The organism is Rhizobium sp. BK212 (assembly GCF_014197475.1).
Classification (GTDB): Bacteria; Pseudomonadota; Alphaproteobacteria; order Rhizobiales; family Rhizobiaceae; genus Rhizobium; species Rhizobium anhuiense.
In genome coordinates this window covers 367,643-386,300 of the sequence record NZ_JACIFS010000004.1, presented here as the reverse complement: position 1 = coordinate 386,300, position 18,658 = coordinate 367,643, and the positions used below count along the sequence as shown (strand labels likewise).

The 18,658-nt window shown below is 61.7% G+C and carries 21 protein-coding genes; 14 read left to right on the top strand and 7 right to left on the bottom strand.

The features are described 5' to 3' along the window. Positions 1–214 precede the first annotated feature (214 nt). Positions 215–2,212 (bottom strand): methyl-accepting chemotaxis protein, encoded by a 1,998-nt coding sequence (locus FHT79_RS16570; RefSeq protein WP_028755456.1) that lies wholly within the window; start codon positions 2,210–2,212, stop codon positions 215–217. A gap of 417 nt (positions 2,213–2,629) precedes the next feature. On the opposite strand from FHT79_RS16570, the gene rpmH reads away from it, so the two are divergent. The 8 genes from rpmH to FHT79_RS16530 all read left to right on the top strand — a co-directional run bounded on the left by rpmH (position 2,630) and on the right by FHT79_RS16530 (position 8,212). Next, the gene (gene rpmH, locus FHT79_RS16565; protein WP_008524438.1) at positions 2,630–2,764 is read left to right on the top strand and encodes a 50S ribosomal protein L34; all 135 of its coding nucleotides are present in this window, start codon (positions 2,630–2,632) and stop codon (positions 2,762–2,764) included. Positions 2,765–2,785: 21 nt separating this feature from the next. Further along, the gene (gene rnpA / locus FHT79_RS16560; protein WP_183903711.1) at positions 2,786–3,187 is read left to right on the top strand and encodes a ribonuclease P protein component; all 402 of its coding nucleotides are present in this window, start codon (positions 2,786–2,788) and stop codon (positions 3,185–3,187) included. Further along, a complete protein-coding gene (gene yidC / locus FHT79_RS16555) occupies positions 3,187–4,980 on the top strand; it encodes a membrane protein insertase YidC (protein WP_132573679.1) in 1,794 nt (597 codons plus the stop codon). The genes rnpA and yidC overlap by 1 nt, the downstream gene beginning before the upstream one ends. 154 nt (positions 4,981–5,134) lie before the next feature. Next, complete coding sequence (gene yihA / locus FHT79_RS16550; RefSeq protein WP_028755459.1) at positions 5,135–5,788, top strand: ribosome biogenesis GTP-binding protein YihA/YsxC; 654 nt, start codon at positions 5,135–5,137, stop codon at positions 5,786–5,788. Positions 5,789–6,055: 267 nt separating this feature from the next. Continuing rightward, a complete protein-coding gene (locus FHT79_RS16545; protein WP_003545000.1) occupies positions 6,056–6,265 on the top strand; it encodes a cold-shock protein in 210 nt (69 codons plus the stop codon). A gap of 133 nt (positions 6,266–6,398) precedes the next feature. Next, complete coding sequence (locus FHT79_RS16540) at positions 6,399–6,623, top strand: hypothetical protein (RefSeq protein WP_003556111.1); 225 nt, start codon at positions 6,399–6,401, stop codon at positions 6,621–6,623. A gap of 115 nt (positions 6,624–6,738) precedes the next feature. Then, a complete protein-coding gene (locus tag FHT79_RS16535; protein WP_132573681.1) occupies positions 6,739–7,014 on the top strand; it encodes a hypothetical protein in 276 nt (91 codons plus the stop codon). A gap of 121 nt (positions 7,015–7,135) precedes the next feature. Beyond that, a complete protein-coding gene (locus FHT79_RS16530; protein WP_132573683.1) occupies positions 7,136–8,212 on the top strand; it encodes a sensor histidine kinase in 1,077 nt (358 codons plus the stop codon). A 63-nt stretch (positions 8,213–8,275) separates the two neighbouring features. Here FHT79_RS16530 and FHT79_RS16525 read toward each other — a convergent pair whose 3' ends face one another. The 3 genes from FHT79_RS16525 to FHT79_RS16515 all read right to left on the bottom strand — a co-directional run bounded on the left by FHT79_RS16525 (position 8,276) and on the right by FHT79_RS16515 (position 10,213). Beyond that, entirely contained in the window at positions 8,276–8,830 is a 555-nt protein-coding gene (locus FHT79_RS16525; protein WP_028755461.1) for a fasciclin domain-containing protein, read from the bottom strand. 127 nt (positions 8,831–8,957) lie between these two features. Further along, positions 8,958–9,677, bottom strand: a complete 720-nt coding sequence (locus FHT79_RS16520; protein ID WP_028755462.1) for an anti-sigma factor — start codon at positions 9,675–9,677, stop codon at positions 8,958–8,960. Further along, positions 9,674–10,213: a sigma-70 family RNA polymerase sigma factor gene (locus tag FHT79_RS16515; protein WP_132573685.1), complete on the bottom strand. Its 540-nt coding sequence runs from the start codon at positions 10,211–10,213 to the stop codon at positions 9,674–9,676. The genes FHT79_RS16520 and FHT79_RS16515 overlap by 4 nt, the downstream gene beginning before the upstream one ends. A 143-nt stretch (positions 10,214–10,356) precedes the next feature. Here FHT79_RS16515 and argB point away from each other — a divergent pair, with 143 nt between their 5' ends. Beyond that, positions 10,357–11,244 carry an acetylglutamate kinase gene (gene argB, locus FHT79_RS16510; RefSeq protein WP_025554810.1) on the top strand — a complete coding sequence of 296 codons (888 nt, stop codon included), beginning with the start codon at positions 10,357–10,359 and terminating at the stop codon, positions 11,242–11,244. 71 nt (positions 11,245–11,315) lie between these two features. Here argB and FHT79_RS16505 read toward each other — a convergent pair whose 3' ends face one another. Further along, complete coding sequence (locus FHT79_RS16505; RefSeq protein ID WP_047617144.1) at positions 11,316–12,086, bottom strand: isocitrate lyase/phosphoenolpyruvate mutase family protein; 771 nt, start codon at positions 12,084–12,086, stop codon at positions 11,316–11,318. A 21-nt stretch (positions 12,087–12,107) separates the two neighbouring features. After that, on the bottom strand, positions 12,108–13,157 hold the full coding sequence (locus tag FHT79_RS16500) for a trifunctional transcriptional activator/DNA repair protein Ada/methylated-DNA--[protein]-cysteine S-methyltransferase (protein WP_183903710.1): 1,050 nt from the start codon (positions 13,155–13,157) through the stop codon (positions 12,108–12,110). A 102-nt stretch (positions 13,158–13,259) separates the two neighbouring features. Here FHT79_RS16500 and FHT79_RS16495 point away from each other — a divergent pair, with 102 nt between their 5' ends. Next, entirely contained in the window at positions 13,260–13,967 is a 708-nt protein-coding gene (locus FHT79_RS16495; RefSeq protein ID WP_028755463.1) for a pyrimidine 5'-nucleotidase, read from the top strand. Between the two features lie 169 nt (positions 13,968–14,136). Then, positions 14,137–14,775, top strand: coding sequence for an EF-hand domain-containing protein (locus FHT79_RS16490; protein ID WP_025554967.1), 639 nt, complete (start codon positions 14,137–14,139; stop codon positions 14,773–14,775). Between the two features lie 78 nt (positions 14,776–14,853). Here the strand turns inward: FHT79_RS16490 and FHT79_RS16485 are convergent, their stop codons facing one another. Continuing rightward, positions 14,854–15,720 carry an LOG family protein gene (locus FHT79_RS16485; RefSeq protein ID WP_025603433.1) on the bottom strand — a complete coding sequence of 289 codons (867 nt, stop codon included), beginning with the start codon at positions 15,718–15,720 and terminating at the stop codon, positions 14,854–14,856. Positions 15,721–15,914: 194 nt separating this feature from the next. On the opposite strand from FHT79_RS16485, the gene dapD reads away from it, so the two are divergent. The 3 genes from dapD to FHT79_RS16470 all read left to right on the top strand — a co-directional run bounded on the left by dapD (position 15,915) and on the right by FHT79_RS16470 (position 18,653). Then, positions 15,915–16,775, top strand: a complete 861-nt coding sequence (gene dapD, locus FHT79_RS16480; RefSeq protein WP_048338222.1) for a 2,3,4,5-tetrahydropyridine-2,6-dicarboxylate N-succinyltransferase — start codon at positions 15,915–15,917, stop codon at positions 16,773–16,775. 101 nt (positions 16,776–16,876) lie between these two features. Continuing rightward, positions 16,877–18,070: a succinyl-diaminopimelate desuccinylase gene (dapE, locus tag FHT79_RS16475; protein ID WP_183903709.1), complete on the top strand. Its 1,194-nt coding sequence runs from the start codon at positions 16,877–16,879 to the stop codon at positions 18,068–18,070. Continuing rightward, complete coding sequence (locus tag FHT79_RS16470; protein ID WP_047617155.1) at positions 18,057–18,653, top strand: hypothetical protein; 597 nt, start codon at positions 18,057–18,059, stop codon at positions 18,651–18,653. Before dapE ends, FHT79_RS16470 begins: the two co-directional genes overlap by 14 nt. The last annotated feature ends 5 nt before the right edge of the window (positions 18,654–18,658 follow it).

Below are 18,658 nucleotides of genomic sequence, written 5' to 3'. Positions count from 1 at the left end.
TTCCCCACAAGAGGGAGGGACTAATTTGCGGCGCCCGCGCGGCAAATATCAGCCTTTCCGCGGGTGAAACGACGAAGTGGGAAGCGCGGTGCGACAGGTTAAGCCCCCCCCTTGTGGGGACGGGTTTGGGGCGGGGTCTTTGCCCGGCGCGGGCCGGGCAGAAAAAACCAACGCCGCCCGGAGGCGGCGTTGAAAGGCGCGTGATCAGTAAAGCTTAGAACTCTTCCCAGCTCTGTTCGGCGGGCGCTGCATTGCCGCCGAAAGCGCGGGCGACCTTGGCGATCGCCCGGCGGGCAGGCGAGGCGACGGGCCGGTGCGGCTCGTTGCGGACGAGCGCCACAGGCGCCGGCGCACCGTCCGACAGTTTGAAGCGGGCAATGAGGCTCACCAGCCCATTGGCTTCGGCCGACAGCCTGTGCGTGGCGGCGGAGGTCTCTTCGACCATCGCGGCATTCTGCTGGGTTACCTGGTCCATCTGGTTGACGGCGGTATTGACTTCCTTGAGGCCGGTCGACTGTTCGGTCGCGGCTGTCGCAATCGAATGGATATGGTCGTTGATGGCGATGACGCGGGTGCCGATTTCGGCGAGCGCCTCGCCGGTCGCCTGCACCAGCTTGACGCCGACCTGCACCTCGTCGCCCGACTTGGTGATCAGCGCCTTGATGTCCTTGGCGGCCGTTGCCGAACGCTGGGCGAGTTCACGCACTTCCTGGGCGACCACCGCGAAGCCCTTTCCGGCCTCGCCGGCGCGGGCGGCCTCGACGCCGGCATTCAGCGCCAGCAGGTTGGTCTGGAAGGCGATCTCGTCGATGACGTTGATGATCTGGCTGATTTCGCGCGACGCCTGCTCGATGCGGCCCATGGCCTCGACGGCATTGCGCACGACGACGCCGGAGCGGCCGGCATTCTCCTTGGCTTCGGACACCATGATGGTTGCTTCATGCGCCCGCTCGGTGGAATTCTGGACGACAGCGGTGATCTCATCGAGGGCGGCCGAAGTCTGTTCGAGGGCGGCTGCCTGCTGCTCGGTGCGCTTCGACAGGTCGTCGCTGGCATTGCGAAGCTCGGCGGTGTTGCCGTTCATCGCTTCCGTCGTCTCGCGCACTTCGCGCATCGTCGCCTGCAGGGTGACGAAAGTATTGTTGACGTTCTGCTGCAATTCGGCGAAGGCGCCCTGGAAGCTGCCGCGCATCGTCTGGGTGAGGTCGCCTTCGGCAAGGCTTGCGATGACGCGGCGGGTCTCGCCGATGCCGGCATCGACGCTCGCCAGCAGCGTGTTGATGTTGCCGGCGAACTGGTTGAGGTTCTCGTCCTCGTAGTCCTTATCGATGCGGTGGCCGAAATCGCCGGCCGCGGCCGCAGCCACGACGACGGACATGCTCGACTGGAGGTCGTCGCTCTTGGCGCGCATCGCCGCCTCCTGAGCGTTCAGGCGCTTGATGGCAAGGCCGTTCGCCTTGAAGACGGCGACCGCTGCGGCCATCTCGCCGATTTCATCCTGGCGTCCGGCGAAAGGAACCTCGGCCTCGAAATTGCCGTCGGCAACCTCCTTGATCGCATGGGTGACGCGCTTGATCGGGCGGCTCAGATGGCTGGTGCCGATGTAGAAGCCCATGCCTATGCCGGCCGAAATGCCGATGCCGGTGATGCTGAGGACGAGCATCAGCACCCAGGAGCGGAAGCTTTCGATCTCGGCGTTGACGGTCTGCAGCGCGGCCTTGTCGATGGCGACGACCGCGTCGATTTCCGCCTGGAACGCCTTGCGGTTGGCGCGGTTGGCCTCATTGTTGCCCTGTTGGCTGGCGGCCTCGGGGCCGACCTCGGTACCGAGGCGGGCCGTTTCCGCGCGGAAGGTGCGGAATTCCGCAGCGCGGGCGACAAGCTTGGCAAAACTGTCCTTCTCATCCTCGGGAACGAGCGGCGCCCAGCCCGCGATGACCTTGTCGATCTCGTCGAGGCCGGCCAGCAGGCCCTTGGCAAAATTCGGCGTATCCTTGATCGTCTTGGCGGCATAAATGCCGCGCGATTCCATCACCACGGCCGTCACGAAACGGTTGAGACGTTCGCCGGCATAGGCGCGGGTGGCGGCCTGTTCGTAAGCCGTCAGGTTGCGACTGTATTCGTGCATCGCGGACAATGCCGTTGCGCCGATCAGAAGCGCGACCGCGCCCATCACGCACACCAGCAGATTAATTTTGCCACGGATCTTCAATGCAATGCCCTCCTAGCTACGCCACTGCCTGGAAAGCAAATTCCAGCCCATGCGCTGAATATCGGCGACATTTATTAAAGTTAGATTTCCAATATTTACGATTATGCCGAGGGAAAATTATCCCTGTTGGACGCGGTCGCGGGACGTAACCCCCTGCAAACCAGGCTTATCGATCGCTTGCGGCACCAAATTACAACCGCTCGGAGCAAGCGGAAATTCTTAACACCAGAGTGCGAAAATTACTTCGGGCCGACGGCGCAAAGTGAAATTATCGGGTATAATTGACTTTCTGAGGCTTCATCCGTATAAGCCGCCGCACGTCCGGTCACTCAGCCTTTTTGGCTCGCCCGTTCGAAAAACAACGCTCCTTGCATTATGCAAATTCAAGAAGGGCCGCACTCCGCGGTATTCAAATAAATGAAGCGTACCTACCAACCATCCAAGCTTGTTCGCAAGCGTCGCCACGGCTTCCGTGCGCGCATGTCCACGAAGGGTGGCCGCAAGGTCATCGCTGCCCGCCGCGCGCAGGGCCGCAAGCGTCTTTCGGCTTAAGGCCGGATTGCCCGGTAAGAGATGGCGGGCGAATTGACGACCAGTGAGAAGAAACACACTGTTGGGCGGCTGAAGAGCCGCCCGCAGTTTCTTGCCGCGCGCGAGGGCGAAAAACGCCGGGGCGGCCTCTTCCTTCTCGAAGTCCTCGACCGGAAGGAACCCGACAGCCAAGCCCGTGTCGGTTTTACAGTCACCAAAAAACATGGCAACGCGGTCGAACGGAACCGTATGCGCCGCCGCCTGAAAGAGGCGGTGCGGCTTCATGCGGGGTTTGCAATGCAGCCCGGACACGACTATGTGGTTGTCGCGCGCAGGGACGTGCTTCAGGCGTCCTTCAAAGAATTGGCCGCGGAACTGAAATCCCGCGTGGAAAACAGGCCGAAACACCGGCGCTCCGGAGACGGACGCCCCAGGAACGTATGATGGAAAACAACCGCAATTACTTCATTGCGATCGCTCTCTCGGTGCTGATCGTCCTCGGCTGGCAGTTTCTCTATATGAATCCGCGCATCGAGACCCAGCGCAAGGCGCAGGAAGCCCAGAAGGCGCAGCAGCAGACCGAGCAGGCGCAGCAGCCCGCAGCAAGCGGTCAGGCGCCGGCCCAGCCGAGCGGTGCGGCCCCTTCCAGCCAGGCGGCCGCGACGGCGACGCTCGAGCAAGCGCTGCAGAAGTCGCCGCGCATTGTCATCGATACCCCGGCACTTTCCGGCTCGATCAACCTTGCCGGCGCCCGCCTCGACGATCTGAAGCTCAAGGGCTATCACGAGACCGTCGACGACTCGAGCCCGATCATCACGCTGTTCAGCCCGGCCGAAACCAAGGACGGCTATTTCACCGAACTCGGCTATATCGGCAGCGATGCGACGGGCAGCGTTCCCGGTCCCTCGACGCTCTGGACCGCACCTGAGGGCGCCAAGCTCACCGAAAAGACGCCGGTGACGCTGACCTATACGAACGACAAGGGCCTGACCTTCACCCGCACCATCTCCGTCGACGAACGCTACATGTTCACCGTCGCCGACAAGATCCAGAATGCCGGCCAGGCGCCCGCCTCGCTCAATTCCTACGGCCGCGTCACGCGCTACAACAAGCCGACGACGCCGTCGGTCTACGTCCTGCATGAAGGCTTCATCGGCGTCATCGGCGACGACGGCCTGGTGGAAACCAAATATACCGCCGCCGAGAAGGAAGCCGTGAAGCCGGCCAAATCCACCGGCGGCTGGCTCGGCATCACCGACAAATACTGGGCCGCGACGATCGTTCCGCCGCAGACCAGCCCCTATGAGGCAAGCTTCTCGCATTTTCCCGACGGTCAGCCGCGCTATCAGGCCGACTACAAGGAAGATGCCTTCACCGTTGCGCCGGGCCAATCGATCGAGCTGAAGAACCTCGTCTTTGCCGGTGCCAAGGAAGTGCCCGTCATCGACGGCTATGAGGCGAGCTACTCGATCCCGAAGTTTGACCGTCTGATCGACTGGGGCTGGTTCTATTTCATCACCAAGCCGATGTTCAAGCTGATGGACTTCTTCTTCCGCTACTTCGGCAATTTCGGCGTGGCGATCCTGTGCACCACCATCGTCGTCAAGCTCCTGTTCTTCCCGCTCGCCAGCAAGCAATATGCTTCGATGGCCAACATGAAGCGCATGCAGCCGAAGATGGAGGAGTTGAAGGCGAAATTCGCCGACGACCGCATGGGGCTGCAGCAGGCGACGATGCAGCTCTACAAGGACGAGAAGATCAATCCGATCGCCGGCTGCTGGCCGGTGGCGCTGCAGATCCCGATCTTCTTCTCGCTCTACAAGGTGATCTACATCACCATCGAGATGCGGCATGCGCCCTTCTTCGGCTGGATCAAGGATCTTTCGGCGCCCGATCCGACGACGATCGTCAATCTGTTCGGCCTGCTGCCCTTCGAGGCCCCGACCTTGCTGCATCTCGGCGTCTGGCCGCTGATCATGGGCATCACCATGTTCGTGCAGATGCGCATGAATCCGACCCCGCCCGATCCGACCCAGGCGATGATCTTCAACTGGATGCCGCTGGTGTTCATGTTCATGCTGGCAAGCTTCCCGGCCGGCCTCGTCATCTACTGGGCCTGGAACAACACGCTCTCGGTGCTGCAGCAGTCGGTGATCATGAGGCGCCACGGCGTCAAGGTCGAGCTCTTCGACAATCTGAAGGGTCTGTTCCGACGAAAAGAAGCGCCGTCGAAATGACGCCTGCCAAGCCCCGCTCCGGCGGGGCTTTTCTTTTCCGGGCGTCGGTGGACGGGCGCAGGTAAGACCCTGCAAGCCGCCTCTAAAGCTTGACATCTGCCCGCAAAACCATGAAGCCCGGTAAGACACCCAACCCAGAGATTGCAGAGCCCGCATGCCCGACACCGAAAAGCCGCTCTTCGGCCACCCATGGATCTTCATCCGCGGCGTGCCGTCCCTGAACTTCCTGCCGCCGGAAGGGCCGCTGGAGGTAGCCTTCGCCGGGCGCTCGAATGTCGGCAAATCCTCGCTGATCAACGCACTGGTCGGCCAGAAGGGCCTGGCGCGCACCTCGAACACGCCGGGACGCACGCAGGAACTCAACTATTTCGTTCCCGACGGCTATTCCGGCGAAGGCGGCGACCTGCCGCCGATGGCGATCGTCGACATGCCGGGCTATGGTTATGCGCAGGCGCCGAAGGAGCAGGTCGACAAGTGGACCAAGCTGGTTTTCGATTATCTGCGCGGCCGCGCGACGCTGAAGCGCGTCTACGTGCTGATCGACAGCCGCCACGGCATCAAGAAGAACGACGACGACGTGCTCGACCTGCTCGACAAGGCTGCCGTCTCCTACCAGATCGTGCTGACCAAGACCGACAAGATCAAGGCGGCCGGCGTGCCGAAGCTGCTGGCCGAAACAGCCGACAAGATCCGCAAGCGCCCGGCCGCCTATCCCGGCGTGCTCTCCACCTCCTCGGAAAAGGGCGATGGGTTGGACGATCTGCGCCAGGCGATTGGCGAAACCGTCGGCATCGCCCGCTGGAAGTAGAAGGCGCACGCGCCCCGGACGCGGAGCCCTGTTTGGTGTAAAGGTCTCCGCGGCACCCATAAGTTGAAGACAGCGCAATCGGAAAACTAACGGTTGACGACGCAAGCGTGATGAGCTAGATAGCGAGCATCGAATTTTGCTTGCTGGCTTGGTTATCGCGCGATTGGCACCGCGCTCTGAACGAACTTCCTTTCAAAAATCGCTATCATCATCCGCATCGCCTTGGCGTTGCGGTTCTTCAATATTGCTATGAAAGGGTTCATCATCATGGCCACTGGCACAGTTAAATGGTTCAACTCCACCAAAGGCTTCGGCTTCATTCAGCCTGACAATGGCGGCGATGACGCCTTCGTTCACATCTCCGCCGTCGAGCGCGCCGGAATGCGCGAACTCGTCGAAGGCCAGAAGATCGGCTTCGATCTCGAGCGAGACAACAAGTCGGGCAAGATGTCCGCCTGCAATCTCCAGAACGCTTAAATCGGTATCTGCTTCCCTGTGACCACGGATGTACTGGCACTGCCGGAAGCACGTTATCAATCCAAGGCCAGGCGATTTGCCTGGCCTTTTTTGTTTTCGCTCGCGCGTCGAGCCCTCCAATATCGGAGCCAACATGACTGAGACATACAGCAAATCTCGCCAGCGGGCGGAGATTGCCTTCGGCAACGTCCAGACCCAATTCTTCGCGAAGAACCAGGCGGCCGAAGAGCTTGAATCCGACGCCCAATCGCAACAGGCGAAGACGTTGCGGCTTCGGGAAGCCCGGCTTGCGAGGGAACAGAGTGACCGGGTGTCGGCAACCTCGGCCCTCATTGCCAAACGCGCCAGGGCCCGCTGAGATCACAACCCGATCGACAAGGCTCGCGATTGCGTCTGAAATGACGGGCTTGCAGATCGCGCGCTGCAGCATGGCCGAAGGCGTGCTGGCATTCACTCGCACCAAGGAAGCGTCAATGGCAGAGACTGCGAACGAACTTCAATCGATCAATACCGCCTGGCAGATCGCCATTCAGGAGATCCTGCGCATGGTGATCAGAGACATGTATCACGGCGGCGGCGAAGCGTCGTTCAGGACCCATATCAAGCGTATCGAAGAAGCGGCTGTCGACAGCATCTACACGGATTTGCGGCTGCGCGGGACAGATGAATGGACGGAAGTGCTGGTCAAGGAAAGGGCGAGCAATTTCGTCACGACCCTGCTGACGTCATTTACCTATGACCGGGGTTAAATCACCCTGTGGCCGGCAATCGGCGGACGTGCCGCCGATCAACGCTTGCGTCCCCGCAGGTTTTAAAGCAACCCTAGTTCTCCTGTTGTGCGGGAGCAGCCGCGTCCAAGAGTAAGATTTGATGACCGATAGCAAAGACCAGCCGATTTCGCCGGAAGGCGTCGGCAACTTGCCCCATCTTGCCGAAGCCCTTGATGACGACCGGTTTCGACACTTTCTCGATCACGTGCCATTCGCCGTGGCTGTCTCAGAACTCACTGGCGACGAGCCGCTGATTTACGTCAACCTCGAATTCGAACGGCTGACGGCGCTTGAGGCAATCGAGGTCCAGGGAAAACCTTGGCCGGAAATCAAACTGAATTCCACCGCTGTCTCCGGAGAGGCGTCGCTTACGGCCGCTGTGACAACTGCGGAGGATTATATTGGCGCCTTCTCGCTGGTGGCCGAACCCGAGAGTACCGTCATTGTCGATGTCTGGTCGAATACGATCGTCGACGATGATGACACGCCACTCTTCCGATTGGTGGCCTTTGCTGCCCGCAATGAGGCGACGGCCGCTGAGAGCTTCAGCGAACTGCTGACGGAGAAAGATGTCCTTCTGCGGGAACTTCAGCATCGCGTGAAGAACAATCTTCAAATGATCACGGCGCTCATCCGAATGGAGGCGCGCAATGCTCAACAGAATGAGGAAAGCGAGAGGTTTGCGCGGCTTGCCGGGCGGATTGAAGCCTTGGCCCTGCTCTATCGCTCGCTGTCAGACGAAGAGAAAGGCGCCACTGTCGATCTTGGCACCTATGTCAGCCAGATTGCCGCCTCGGTGATGGCGGCCCACGCGGTGGAGGGGATCCGGCTGGACATGAAGGTCGATACCTGGCCGGTTTCGGTCGATGTCGCCATGCCGGCCGGCCTCGTCATCAACGAACTCCTCACCAATACGCTGAAGCATGCCTTCCTGGGGCGTGATGGCGGCGAAATCACGCTCCGCTGTGTCGTCAGCGATACCGGGTGCAGGATCACCGTTGCTGATGACGGGGTCGGCCTTCCCCAAGATGTGACCTGGCCGCAGCCGGGAAAACTGAGCGCGATGATCGTACAGTCGCTGAAACAGAATGCCCGCGCCGAGGTTGAAGTAAGCTCGTCCCCTGGCACCGGCATGAGTGTCTCCCTCGTCTTCCCGAGAGCGAAAGCGGCCCAATAGCCACCTCGTCAATTTGCGTTAGGGGCGCCTCAACAGCGCCCCATGCCTTCGCCGATACGAGACTTACATCTTCGGCAGCAGCACCTTGTCGACGACGTGGATGACGCCGTTCGACTGTTTGACATCGGCGATGGTCACATGGGAAACGCCGCCGTTTTCATCGGTCAGCGTGATCTTGCCCTTGCTTTCGCGGGCTTTCAGCACGCAGCCGCCGACGGTCTTGATGTCGTGCTCGCCGCCGTCATCCTTGATCATCTTGGCAACGGTCTTGGCCATCGCATCGGCGGCAACGACGTGGCAGGTCAGAACCTTGGTGAGCGTCGCCTTGTTTTCCGGCTTCAGCAGCGTTTCGACGGTACCCTTCGGCAGGGCGGCGAAAGCTTCGTTGGTCGGCGCGAAGACGGTGAAGGGACCCTTGCCCTCGAGCGTGCCGACGAGGCCGGCGGCCTTGACGGCTGCGACCAGCGTCGTGTGATCCTTGGAATTCACGGCGTTCTCGATGATGTTCTTGCTGTCGAACATTGCAGCACCGCCGACCATCGGGTTCTTGGCGGCAGCAAAGGCGACAGCCGACATGGCGGTGGCGAGCGCGAAGCCGCGCAATACGGACTTGATCATGATTTTCTCCTCACCGGACCCCATCCGCCGGCTTTATGCCTGAGCGTCGTCCGGACATTTCGAACTACGACGGTCCGCGCCGAAGAGTTTCAGACAGGAGAAAATGATTTTTACGGCCGGCGTGATTTTACGGCCGGTGCAGGGGTCCGCTTGCGATCACCGGGCCGGTCGCCTGGCCGGTCGGCGAGCCGCCGAAGGGTTCGAGGCTGACGGCGAGCGTTGCACCATCGGCGATATGGCTGCGCAGATCGGCGGGAATGACCAGTTCGCCGCTTTCGCCCGGCTGGAAGACGCCGAGCGATTTCGGCAGGCCGCTGCCCGGCACCAGCCAGAGTTCCAGCGACTTCTCTTCCGGCTTGCCGGCGGCGACCGGCACGATCTTCAGCCGGCCGCTCTGCAGCTCATAGGAGGCAAGAAGATTGATGGTGCTGTTCTGGCCCGAAAGCGACGCCACCAAAGGCGCCGGCCCCTGCGGCTGCGGCACCACGCCGGAGGCGAAGATGACGGCACTGACGGCGACGATGACGCAAGCAAAGCTCAGCGAGCGCCAGAAAACGGCGGAATTCCAGAGCCCATGCGAAAAGGATGCGGCCTTTTGGCTATCGCCGAAAAGCCGCGCCTCGATCTGCTTGAAGGTTTCCCGGTTCGGAGCAACACCTTCATACTCGTCATTGAAGGCGGAAAGATTGGTTTCCCAGCGGCTGACGATCGCCGCGAAGGGCCGATCGTGGCGCATGCGCTCTTCCACCACCCGGCGGTCCTGCAGCGACAGGACGCCAAGCACATATTCGCCGGCGAGAACCTCGTCGCGGGAGCGGTCTCCCTTGCTTTTGTCGGGCGATGTCATCGTTCCATGCACTCTCTCAGTTTCAAGAGGCTGCGCCTGAGCCAGGTCCGCATCGTGTTCAGCGGGACACCAAACTGATCGGCCAGTTCCTGATAGCTCAGCCCTTCGACATAAGCCCGTTTCACCGCGACCGCACGATCAGCTTCCAACTCTTCCATGCAGGTGTCAATCCGCCTTCCTTCATCCTTCATCACCGTCTGCATTTCCGGGTCGGGTCCGGCATCGGCAAGATCGTAGGCACTGTCGAGTTCGTCGGCGACAGGCTTGCGCGCCCGCATCGCATCGATCGACCGGTTGCGGGCGATTGCGGCCAGCCACGCCGACGACGAACCCGTGGCTGGCTGGAAGCTCCGAGCGCGTTGCCAGATGCTGATATAGACTTCCTGCAGGGCTTCTTCGGCTTCCGTGCGATCCTTCAAGATACGCAGGCAGACCGCAAAAAGTTTCGGTCCGGTCTGGTTGTAGAGGGCCACGAAAGCCCTGCGGTCGCCGAGTGCGACGCGGCCGATCAGGTCTGCGATCTCATCGCCTTGCATGGCGTTCCTCATATCAAGCTTGCGTGCGCCGGGCGGCGAAGTGCTCCGGCTCCGCGCCAGATACGAAAAACTATTACCCTCTGGATTATTCCCTCTGTCAGAAACTTGCGATAAAAGGCCGCGATCAATTCTGCGGGGTTCCCATGAACGAAACCGAAAGCGAACTGCAGGCACGGCTTCTGGCCAAGGCGCTGCCCTTCATGCAGCGTTACGAGAACAAGACGATCGTCGTGAAATATGGCGGCCACGCCATGGGCAATCCCGAGCTCGGCAAGGCCTTTGCCAGCGACATCGCGCTGTTGAAGCAATCGGGCGTCAACCCGATCGTCGTTCACGGCGGCGGCCCGCAGATCGGCGCCATGCTGAACAAGATGGGCATCGAATCGAAATTCGAAGGCGGGCTTCGCGTCACCGACCAGAAGACGGTCGAGATCGTCGAGATGGTGCTCGCCGGCTCGATCAACAAGGAAATCGTCGCGCTGATCAACCAGACCGGCGAATGGGCGATCGGCCTTTGCGGCAAGGACGGCAACATGGTCTTCGCCGAAAAGGCACGCAAGACCGTGAAGGATCCGGATTCGAACATCGAGCGCGTGCTCGATCTCGGCTTCGTCGGCGAAGTGGTCGAGGTCGACCGCACACTGCTCGATCTGCTCGCCCGCTCCGAGATGATCCCGGTCATCGCGCCGGTGGCGCCCGGCCGTGACGGCGCGACCTACAATATCAATGCCGATACCTTCGCCGGCGCCATCGCTGGCGCGCTGAACGCCACCCGGCTGCTTTTCCTGACCGATGTGCCCGGCGTGCTCGACAAGAACGGCCAGCTCATCAAGGAGCTTTCCGTCGCCGAGGCGCATGCGCTGATCGCCGACGGCACGATTTCAGGCGGCATGATCCCGAAGGTCGAGACCTGCATCGATGCGATCAAGGCCGGCGTCCAGGGCGTCGTCATCCTGAACGGCAAGACCGCGCATTCCGTGCTGCTTGAAATCTTCACGGAGCACGGCATCGGAACGCTGATCGTTCCCTGATCGAGGCTTGCGCCCTTCGCTGCGAAGGGCGCATCGTCCTGATCTCGCGACTATCGCCAGGGATATCGGCGTCAAAGCTGGCTATAAATCGCCGCCGCTTCTTGCTTCAGCTTGTCCATCATCGACCGGTAGGGCCCCGGACCATAGCTGATGCGGCCGACGCCGAGCCCAGCCAACGTTTTCACGTCAGGGGCGCCCGTCCTCATCATGACGTTGACCGGCAGCGGCGATGCCGCGCAGATCTTGTCGATCAAGGCGGGATCGATCAGGCCCGGCACGAAGAAGCCGCTGCCGCCGGCCGCCGCATAGGCCCTGCCGCGCTCGATCGCCTCATCCACCAGACCGGCATGTTTGGCAAGATCGCTCTCGGCGAGGAAGAGGTCGGTGCGGGCGTTGATGAAGAAAGCGATGCCTTTGGCTTCGGCCATGGCGCGAATGGCGCGGATGCGGGCCGCCTGCCTGTCGATGGGATAGAGCCCGCTGCCGGCGACCACCTGATCCTCGAAATTGATGCCGACCGCACCGACCTCCACCAGTTTTGCCACATTGGCCGCAGCCCCCTCAGGCTCGGCCGAATAGGCGCCCTCGAAATCGACCGAAAGCGGCAGGTCGATGACCGAGGTGATGGATTTCGCGGTCTCGACCAGCACCGACATCGGCAACTTCTCGCCATCGGCATAACCATGGGCAGCGGCGACCGACCAGCTTCCCGTCGCCAGCGCCTTGGCGCCGGCATCGGCAACGGCCTTGGCCGTCCCGGCATCCCAGATATTGTAGAGAACGACCGGGTCGCCCTTCCGATGCAATGCGCCGAATGCCTTGGCCTTTTCGTTCTGGTTCATGCTGTCTCCTCCATCTCACGCTTATACTCTGATCTTCTCTTCATGCCGCAGAAGCCATTGCTTGCGCCATAGTCCGCCGCCATATCCCGTCAGCGATCCGTCCGCGCCGAGGATGCGATGGCATGGCACGATGATGGCGAGCTGGTTGGCGCCATTGGCACGGCCGACGGCGCGCACCACTTCCGGCCGTTCCATCTCTCTTGCGAGATCGCCATAGGCGCGCGTCTGGCCGGCAGGGATATCGATGAGCTTTGCCCAGACATGTTTTTCGAAGGCCGTGCCGCCAAGCGCCAACGGCGTTTCGAAGACCGTCAGCCGCCCCTCGAAATAGTCCCTGATCTCAGCCTCGATCTGGTCGATAACAGGCGTGCGGCCGATTGCGACCGAGGAGCGGACGCGCTTTTGCAACGCCTCGAGCTCGGTCGGCAGCGCCTTACGGTCATGAAATTCGAGGAGATGCAGGTGCGTCTTGTCGGCAACCGCGATCATCGGGCCGAGCGGCGTGTCGAACCAGTCGGCAAAAAGCAGTTCGCGGTTCTGCGACAGCGCCGGCGCCTTGCCGATGAGCCGCTGAAAAGCCGCTCGAAAACCACTTGGGGATTGATATCCCGCATCGAGCTGCGCATCGATGACACGCGCGCCGTCGGCCAGTTGCCGCGCCGCCTCGCCGAGCCTGATATAGCGGACGATATCGTGGAAGGTCATGCCGAGCGCCCGTTTGAAGGCGCGGCGCACGGTCGAGGGATCGTGACCCCGGCGCACGAGTTCATCCTCGCTCCAGCGCAGTTGCGGCGCGCGATCGAGCTCTGCCAGCAGTGCGTCGACGATCGGCTCCCTGCCCGGCTGCTCCAGCGGCCTGCAACGACGGCAGGGGCGGAAGCCGGAATGCATGCAGGCGGCGATCGTGTCGAAAAAGATGGTATTTTCCCGCTTCGGCTTGCGTGCCGGGCAGGTCAGCCGGCAGAAGATGCCCGTCGTCTTCACGCAGACATAGGCCTGGCCCTCATAATCGGCGCTGCGCGCGATCAGGGCGTCATAAAGCGTATCGTCATCGGGGCGTTCGAAAAGCATGCCGGCTTTCTAGCATCCTCGGCCGCGGCCGTCCGCCGAAAATCGGGCGTCTATTTCTTCTTGTCGATTTCCTTGGGCGAACAGCCGTGCCATAAGACCGCCATGACAAAGATCGACCGCAAACCTGATAAAGCCGATTTCGCGCACGTCACAGATTGGGTCTTCGACCTCGACAACACGCTCTATCCGCATCATGTCAATCTGTTCGCGCAGATCGACAAGAACATGACGGCCTATGTCGCGGCGCTCCTGCAGATGGAGCGGGAAGAGGCGCGCAAGCTGCAGAAGCAATATTATCTCGACCACGGCACGACGCTGCAGGGCCTGATGATCCATCACGGCATCGACCCGAACGACTTCCTCGAAAAGGCGCATGCGATCGACTATTCGGCGCTGACGCCGCAGCCGGAACTCGGCGAGGCGATCAAGGCGCTGCCGGGGCGCAAGTTCATCTTCACCAATGGCAGCGTCAGGCATGCCGAAATGACGGCGGAGGCGCTCGGCATTCTCGAGCATTTCGACGATATCTTCGACATCGTCGCCGCCGACTACGTGCCGAAGCCGGCGCAGGCGACCTACGACAAGTTCACGGCGTTGAAGCGCGTCGAAACCGGCAAGGCGGCCATGTTCGAGGATCTGCCGCGCAACCTGACGGTGCCCAAAGCGCTCGGCATGCAGACCGTGCTGCTGGTGCCGCGCAATCTCGAAGAGACGGTCGTCGAATGGTGGGAAAAGACCAGCGGCGAAGAGGATCATATCGATTTCGTCACCGACGACCTCGCCGCCTTCCTCAGCAAGATTACCGGCTGACAGCCAGTCTTTATTTGATGCATGTCGTTGTCCCAAAACCGCTGCACAGTTTTGGGCGACATGCATTGATTACGAAGTTTTCACTTAGCTTACCGATGTTTAACTGGGTCTTTCGGGGCTGCTGCCGTAGCTTCTTTCGTGAGGGGACACCTTACGAAAGGCAAACACGATGTACCGCAACAAGCTGATACTGGCAGCGCTTTCCTCCACCCTCATCTTCGGCGCGGCCGCCGGAGCAGGCTATGCCGCACCCGGTGACGGGCCGCGTCAGCATCCCGGCAGGCACGGTCCCATGCACGGTGGGGGACCTGCCGCCTTCCGCGAAATCACCTATGTCCGCATGCTCAAGCAGTTCGACACCAACAAGGACGGACAGATCTCCAAGGACGAGGCGACCGCCGGCATCGACAAGGTCTTCGCTGCGATCGACACCAATAATGACGGCTCGCTGACCCCGGGCGAAATCCAAGCGTACCAGAAAGCGCAGATGCAGGCGATGAGAGATCAGCGCAAGCAGGAGGCTGGGGAAAACAAGGATGCGAACGCCGCAGCCGAGACGGCGGACAATGACGACCAGGGACGGCCGCCTCGCGAAGGCCACGAGGGTCGCGACGGACATCGCTGGATGCGCCATGGCGGCAACATCATGCGTGCCTCGATCATGATGCACCGGGTCGACACCGATCAGAACGGCCAGATCTCCAAACAGGAAGCCGAAGCCGCCATCGACAAGCTGTTCACCCGGATGGACCGCAACAAGGACGGCGTCATCTCGATCGACGACATGCCGGACCGGCCGCTTCTGTAAGGCCGGACAAACCGATATCTTTCCCCGCTCCGGCGGGGAAAGAGTGGGAGGTTCGGCGAAACGCCGCGTTTCTTGTCCTTATTCGCGGTGTTCGTAGAAATCCTGGATGATCTTCCATGCGGCTTCGGCCGTATCGACGAAGCTGATCAGCTTGACGTCGTCGGGCGCGATCGTGCCGAATTCGGCCAAAGCATCGAAATTGATGATGCTTCGCCAGAAGGTCTCGCCGAAGAGGATCAGCGGCAGGCGCTCCATGCGGCCGGTCTGGATCAGTGTCAGGCATTCGAAGAATTCGTCGAGCGTGCCGAAGCCGCCGGGAAAGACCGCGATCGCCTTGGCGCGCACCATGAAATGCATCTTGCGGATGGCGAAATAGTGGAAGTTGAAGCTGAGCTCCGGCGTCACATAGACGTTCGGCGCCTGCTCGTGCGGCAGCACGATGTTGAGGCCGATCGACGGGGCGCCTTCGTCGGCGGCGCCGCGATTGCCGGCCTCCATCACGCCGGGGCCGCCGCCGGTGACGATGACATATTCGTGGAAATTCAAGGTGGCAGAATATTTCGAGCAGAGCCGGGCGAATTTGCGCGCCTCGTCATAATAGACGGAGGCCGCCTCCAGGTTGACGCGCTGGATGTCGTTGCGGGCTGCCCAGGCGCTCTGGCCGGGGGCGGGAATGCGGGCGCCGCCGAACATGACGACGGTCGACTTGATGCCGCGTTCGGTCAGCATCATCTCCGTCTTCAGCAGCTCCAGCTGCAGGCGGATCGGCCGCAATTCCTCGCGGCAAAGGAAATCCTCGTCGACATAGGCAAGGCGGTAGGCCGGCGACATCGTCTGCGGCGTCTTCGGCACGGCTTCGGCACGCTGCCTGTCGGTCGAGCTGCTCTTCAGCGGGTCCCATACGCCATCCTTGCGCCGCGAACCGCCGTTTCGTCCCTTCGCCATATCGTAATGCCTTTCAGTATTGCCGGCCAAGAAGCCGGATATGTCGCTATAACGCCTTGAATCCAGATATGATCTTGTCGGAAAAATCATTCCGTTCTACGGGTTCATGCTGTAGAGCAGGATTGACCCCCGCCAACCGCAATTCCGGAGACTTCGCCGTCTCCACGATAAAGATCGAAGTTTAAGGAATTCTCATGAGCGCCACCGACCTCGCATCCCTCGAAAAGACCATCGAAGCCGCCTTCGACAATCGCGACAATGTGAACATGTCGACGAAGGGCGAGGTTCGCGATGCGGTCGAGACAGCACTCAATCTGCTCGATGCCGGCACGGTCCGTGTCGCGACGCGCGGTGCCGACGGCGCCTGGACGGTCAATCAGTGGCTGAAGAAGGCCGTGCTCTTGTCCTTCCGCCTCAACGACATGGAAGTGGTCAAGGGCGGCTCGGGCAATTCCACCTGGTGGGACAAGGTTCCTTCGAAATTCGAAGGCTGGGGCGAGAATCATTTCCGCGCCGCCGGCTTCCGCGCCGTGCCGAACTGCGTCGTGCGCCGCTCGGCCTATATCGCCCCGAATGCGATCCTGATGCCCTCCTTCGTCAATCTCGGCGCCTATGTCGGCGAAGGCACGATGGTCGACACCTGGGCGACGGTCGGTTCCTGCGCGCAGATCGGCAAGCATGTGCATCTCTCCGGCGGCGTCGGCATCGGCGGCGTCCTGGAACCGATGCAGGCCGGCCCGACGATCATCGAGGACAATTGCTTCATCGGCGCCCGTTCGGAAGTGGTCGAAGGCTGCATCATCCGCGAAGGCTCGGTGCTCGGCATGGGTGTCTATATCGGCAAGTCGACCAAGATCGTCGATCGCGCCACTGGCGAGGTGACCTACGGCGAAGTGCCGCCCTATTCCGTCGTCGTCGCCGGCTCGATGCCGTCAGGCAATGCGACGATGGGCAACGGCAAGCCGGCGCCGCATCTCTACTGCGCCGTCATCGTCAAGCGCGTCGATGAACAGACCCGCTCGAAGACCGGCATCAACGAGCTGCTCAGAGATTGATGACACCGGGACATTGATCCGGTAAACAGACGGCGTCTTTTTACGCGAGGCAGCCCTGCCTTGCCATGTCTTTGCCATTCCCGCCGGATAGTTCGACCGCCATGACCGCTACCGATCCCGTCGCCAATCTCCAGACGCTGATTCGCTGCCCTTCCGTGACGCCCGCCGAAGGCGGCGCGCTCACGGCGCTGGAGGCTATGCTTGCGCCGCTCGGCTTTGCCGTCGACAAGGTGAAGGCGAGCGAAGAGGGAACAGCCGATATCGAAAACCTCTATGCCCGCCTCGGCAAGGACGGCCCGCATCTGATGTTTGCCGGCCATACCGATGTCGTGCCGGTCGGCGACGAAGCCGCCTGGACGCATCCGCCCTTTGCCGCCGAGATTTCGAAAGGCGAGCTTTTCGGCCGCGGCGCCGTCGACATGAAGGGCGGCATCGCCTGTTTCGTCGCCGCCGTCGCCCGTCATATCGAGAAAAACGGGCCGCCGGCCGGCTCGATCTCCTTCCTGATCACCGGCGACGAAGAAGGGCCGGCGATCAACGGCACGGTCAAGCTGCTGCAATGGGCCGCCGAACGCGGCGAGCGCTGGGATGCCTGCCTGGTCGGCGAGCCGACCAATCCGGACAGGCTCGGCGACATGATCAAGATCGGCCGGCGCGGCTCGCTGTCGGGCAAGATCACCGTGCATGGCGTCCAGGGCCATGCCGCCTATCCGCATCTTGCCGACAATCCGGTGCGCGGCATGCTGCAGCTGACGCAGGCACTGATGGATCCGGCCTTCGATGGCGGCACCGACGACTTCCAGCCGTCGAACCTCGAGGTGACCACGGTCGATGTCGGCAATCCGGCGACCAACGTCATTCCCGCCAAGGCGTCGGCGAGCTTCAATATCCGCTTCAACGACAGCTGGACGGTCGAGACGCTGCGGGCCGAAATCCTGCGCCGGCTGGAAGCCGCCGCCGGGGACGGGGCGCTGCGACCGGGCCGCCAACCGGTGAAATACGACATCGTCTGGGCCGACCGGCCGAGCCATGTCTTCCTGACGCGCAACAATGCGCTGATCGCCTCGCTGTCCTCGGCCGTCGAAAGCGTTGCCTGCCAGTCGCCGAAGCTTTCGACCACCGGCGGCACATCGGATGCGCGCTTCATCAAGGATTATTGCCCGGTCGTCGAATTCGGCCTCGTCGGCCAGACGATGCACATGGTCGACGAGCGCGTCGCGGTCGCCGATCTGGAGATGCTGACGGCGATCTACGAGACCTTCATCGCCCGCTGGTTCGCCAATGCCGGGCTTTAGAGAAGTTCAATATTATCTGGCCGGCCTCTGGTTGCTGATCCGGCTGGATCCGCGCGGCTTCCGCTACCTCGACATGTCCGAGCGCGGCGTCAACCGCTCGTTCTGGGCAATAGCCTGGTGCCTGCCGCCGATGGGGATTTCCTGGCTCTGGTGGCGGCAGGCCTTCCTGCGGTCGATGCCGCCGGAAACCGATGTCGATGTTGCCTTCTATCTCAGGCTCGGCCTCGTCGAGATCGCCAACTGGTTCGTGCCATTGGTCTTTGCCGGGCTGCTCTTGCTTGCTTTCCGCATGGGCGAGCGTTTTGCCCCCGTCGTCGTCAGCGTCAACTGGCTCGGCGTGCCGCTCTCCTACATCAACGGGCTGCTGCTGGCGATGGTGGTCTTCCTGCCCGGCTCCGTCGGCCTCGTCTCGCTGCTGCTGCTGGCCTTCATGCTGGCGCAGGTCTTCGCACTGGCGCGCATTCTGCGGATGATCTGCCACGGTCACGCGCTGATGGTCGGGGCGATGACGCTGGTGCTGCTGGTGCCATCGATGATCCTTTCGGAATATCTTCAGCACTTCCTCGGCATCTATCCCGCCTGATCAGG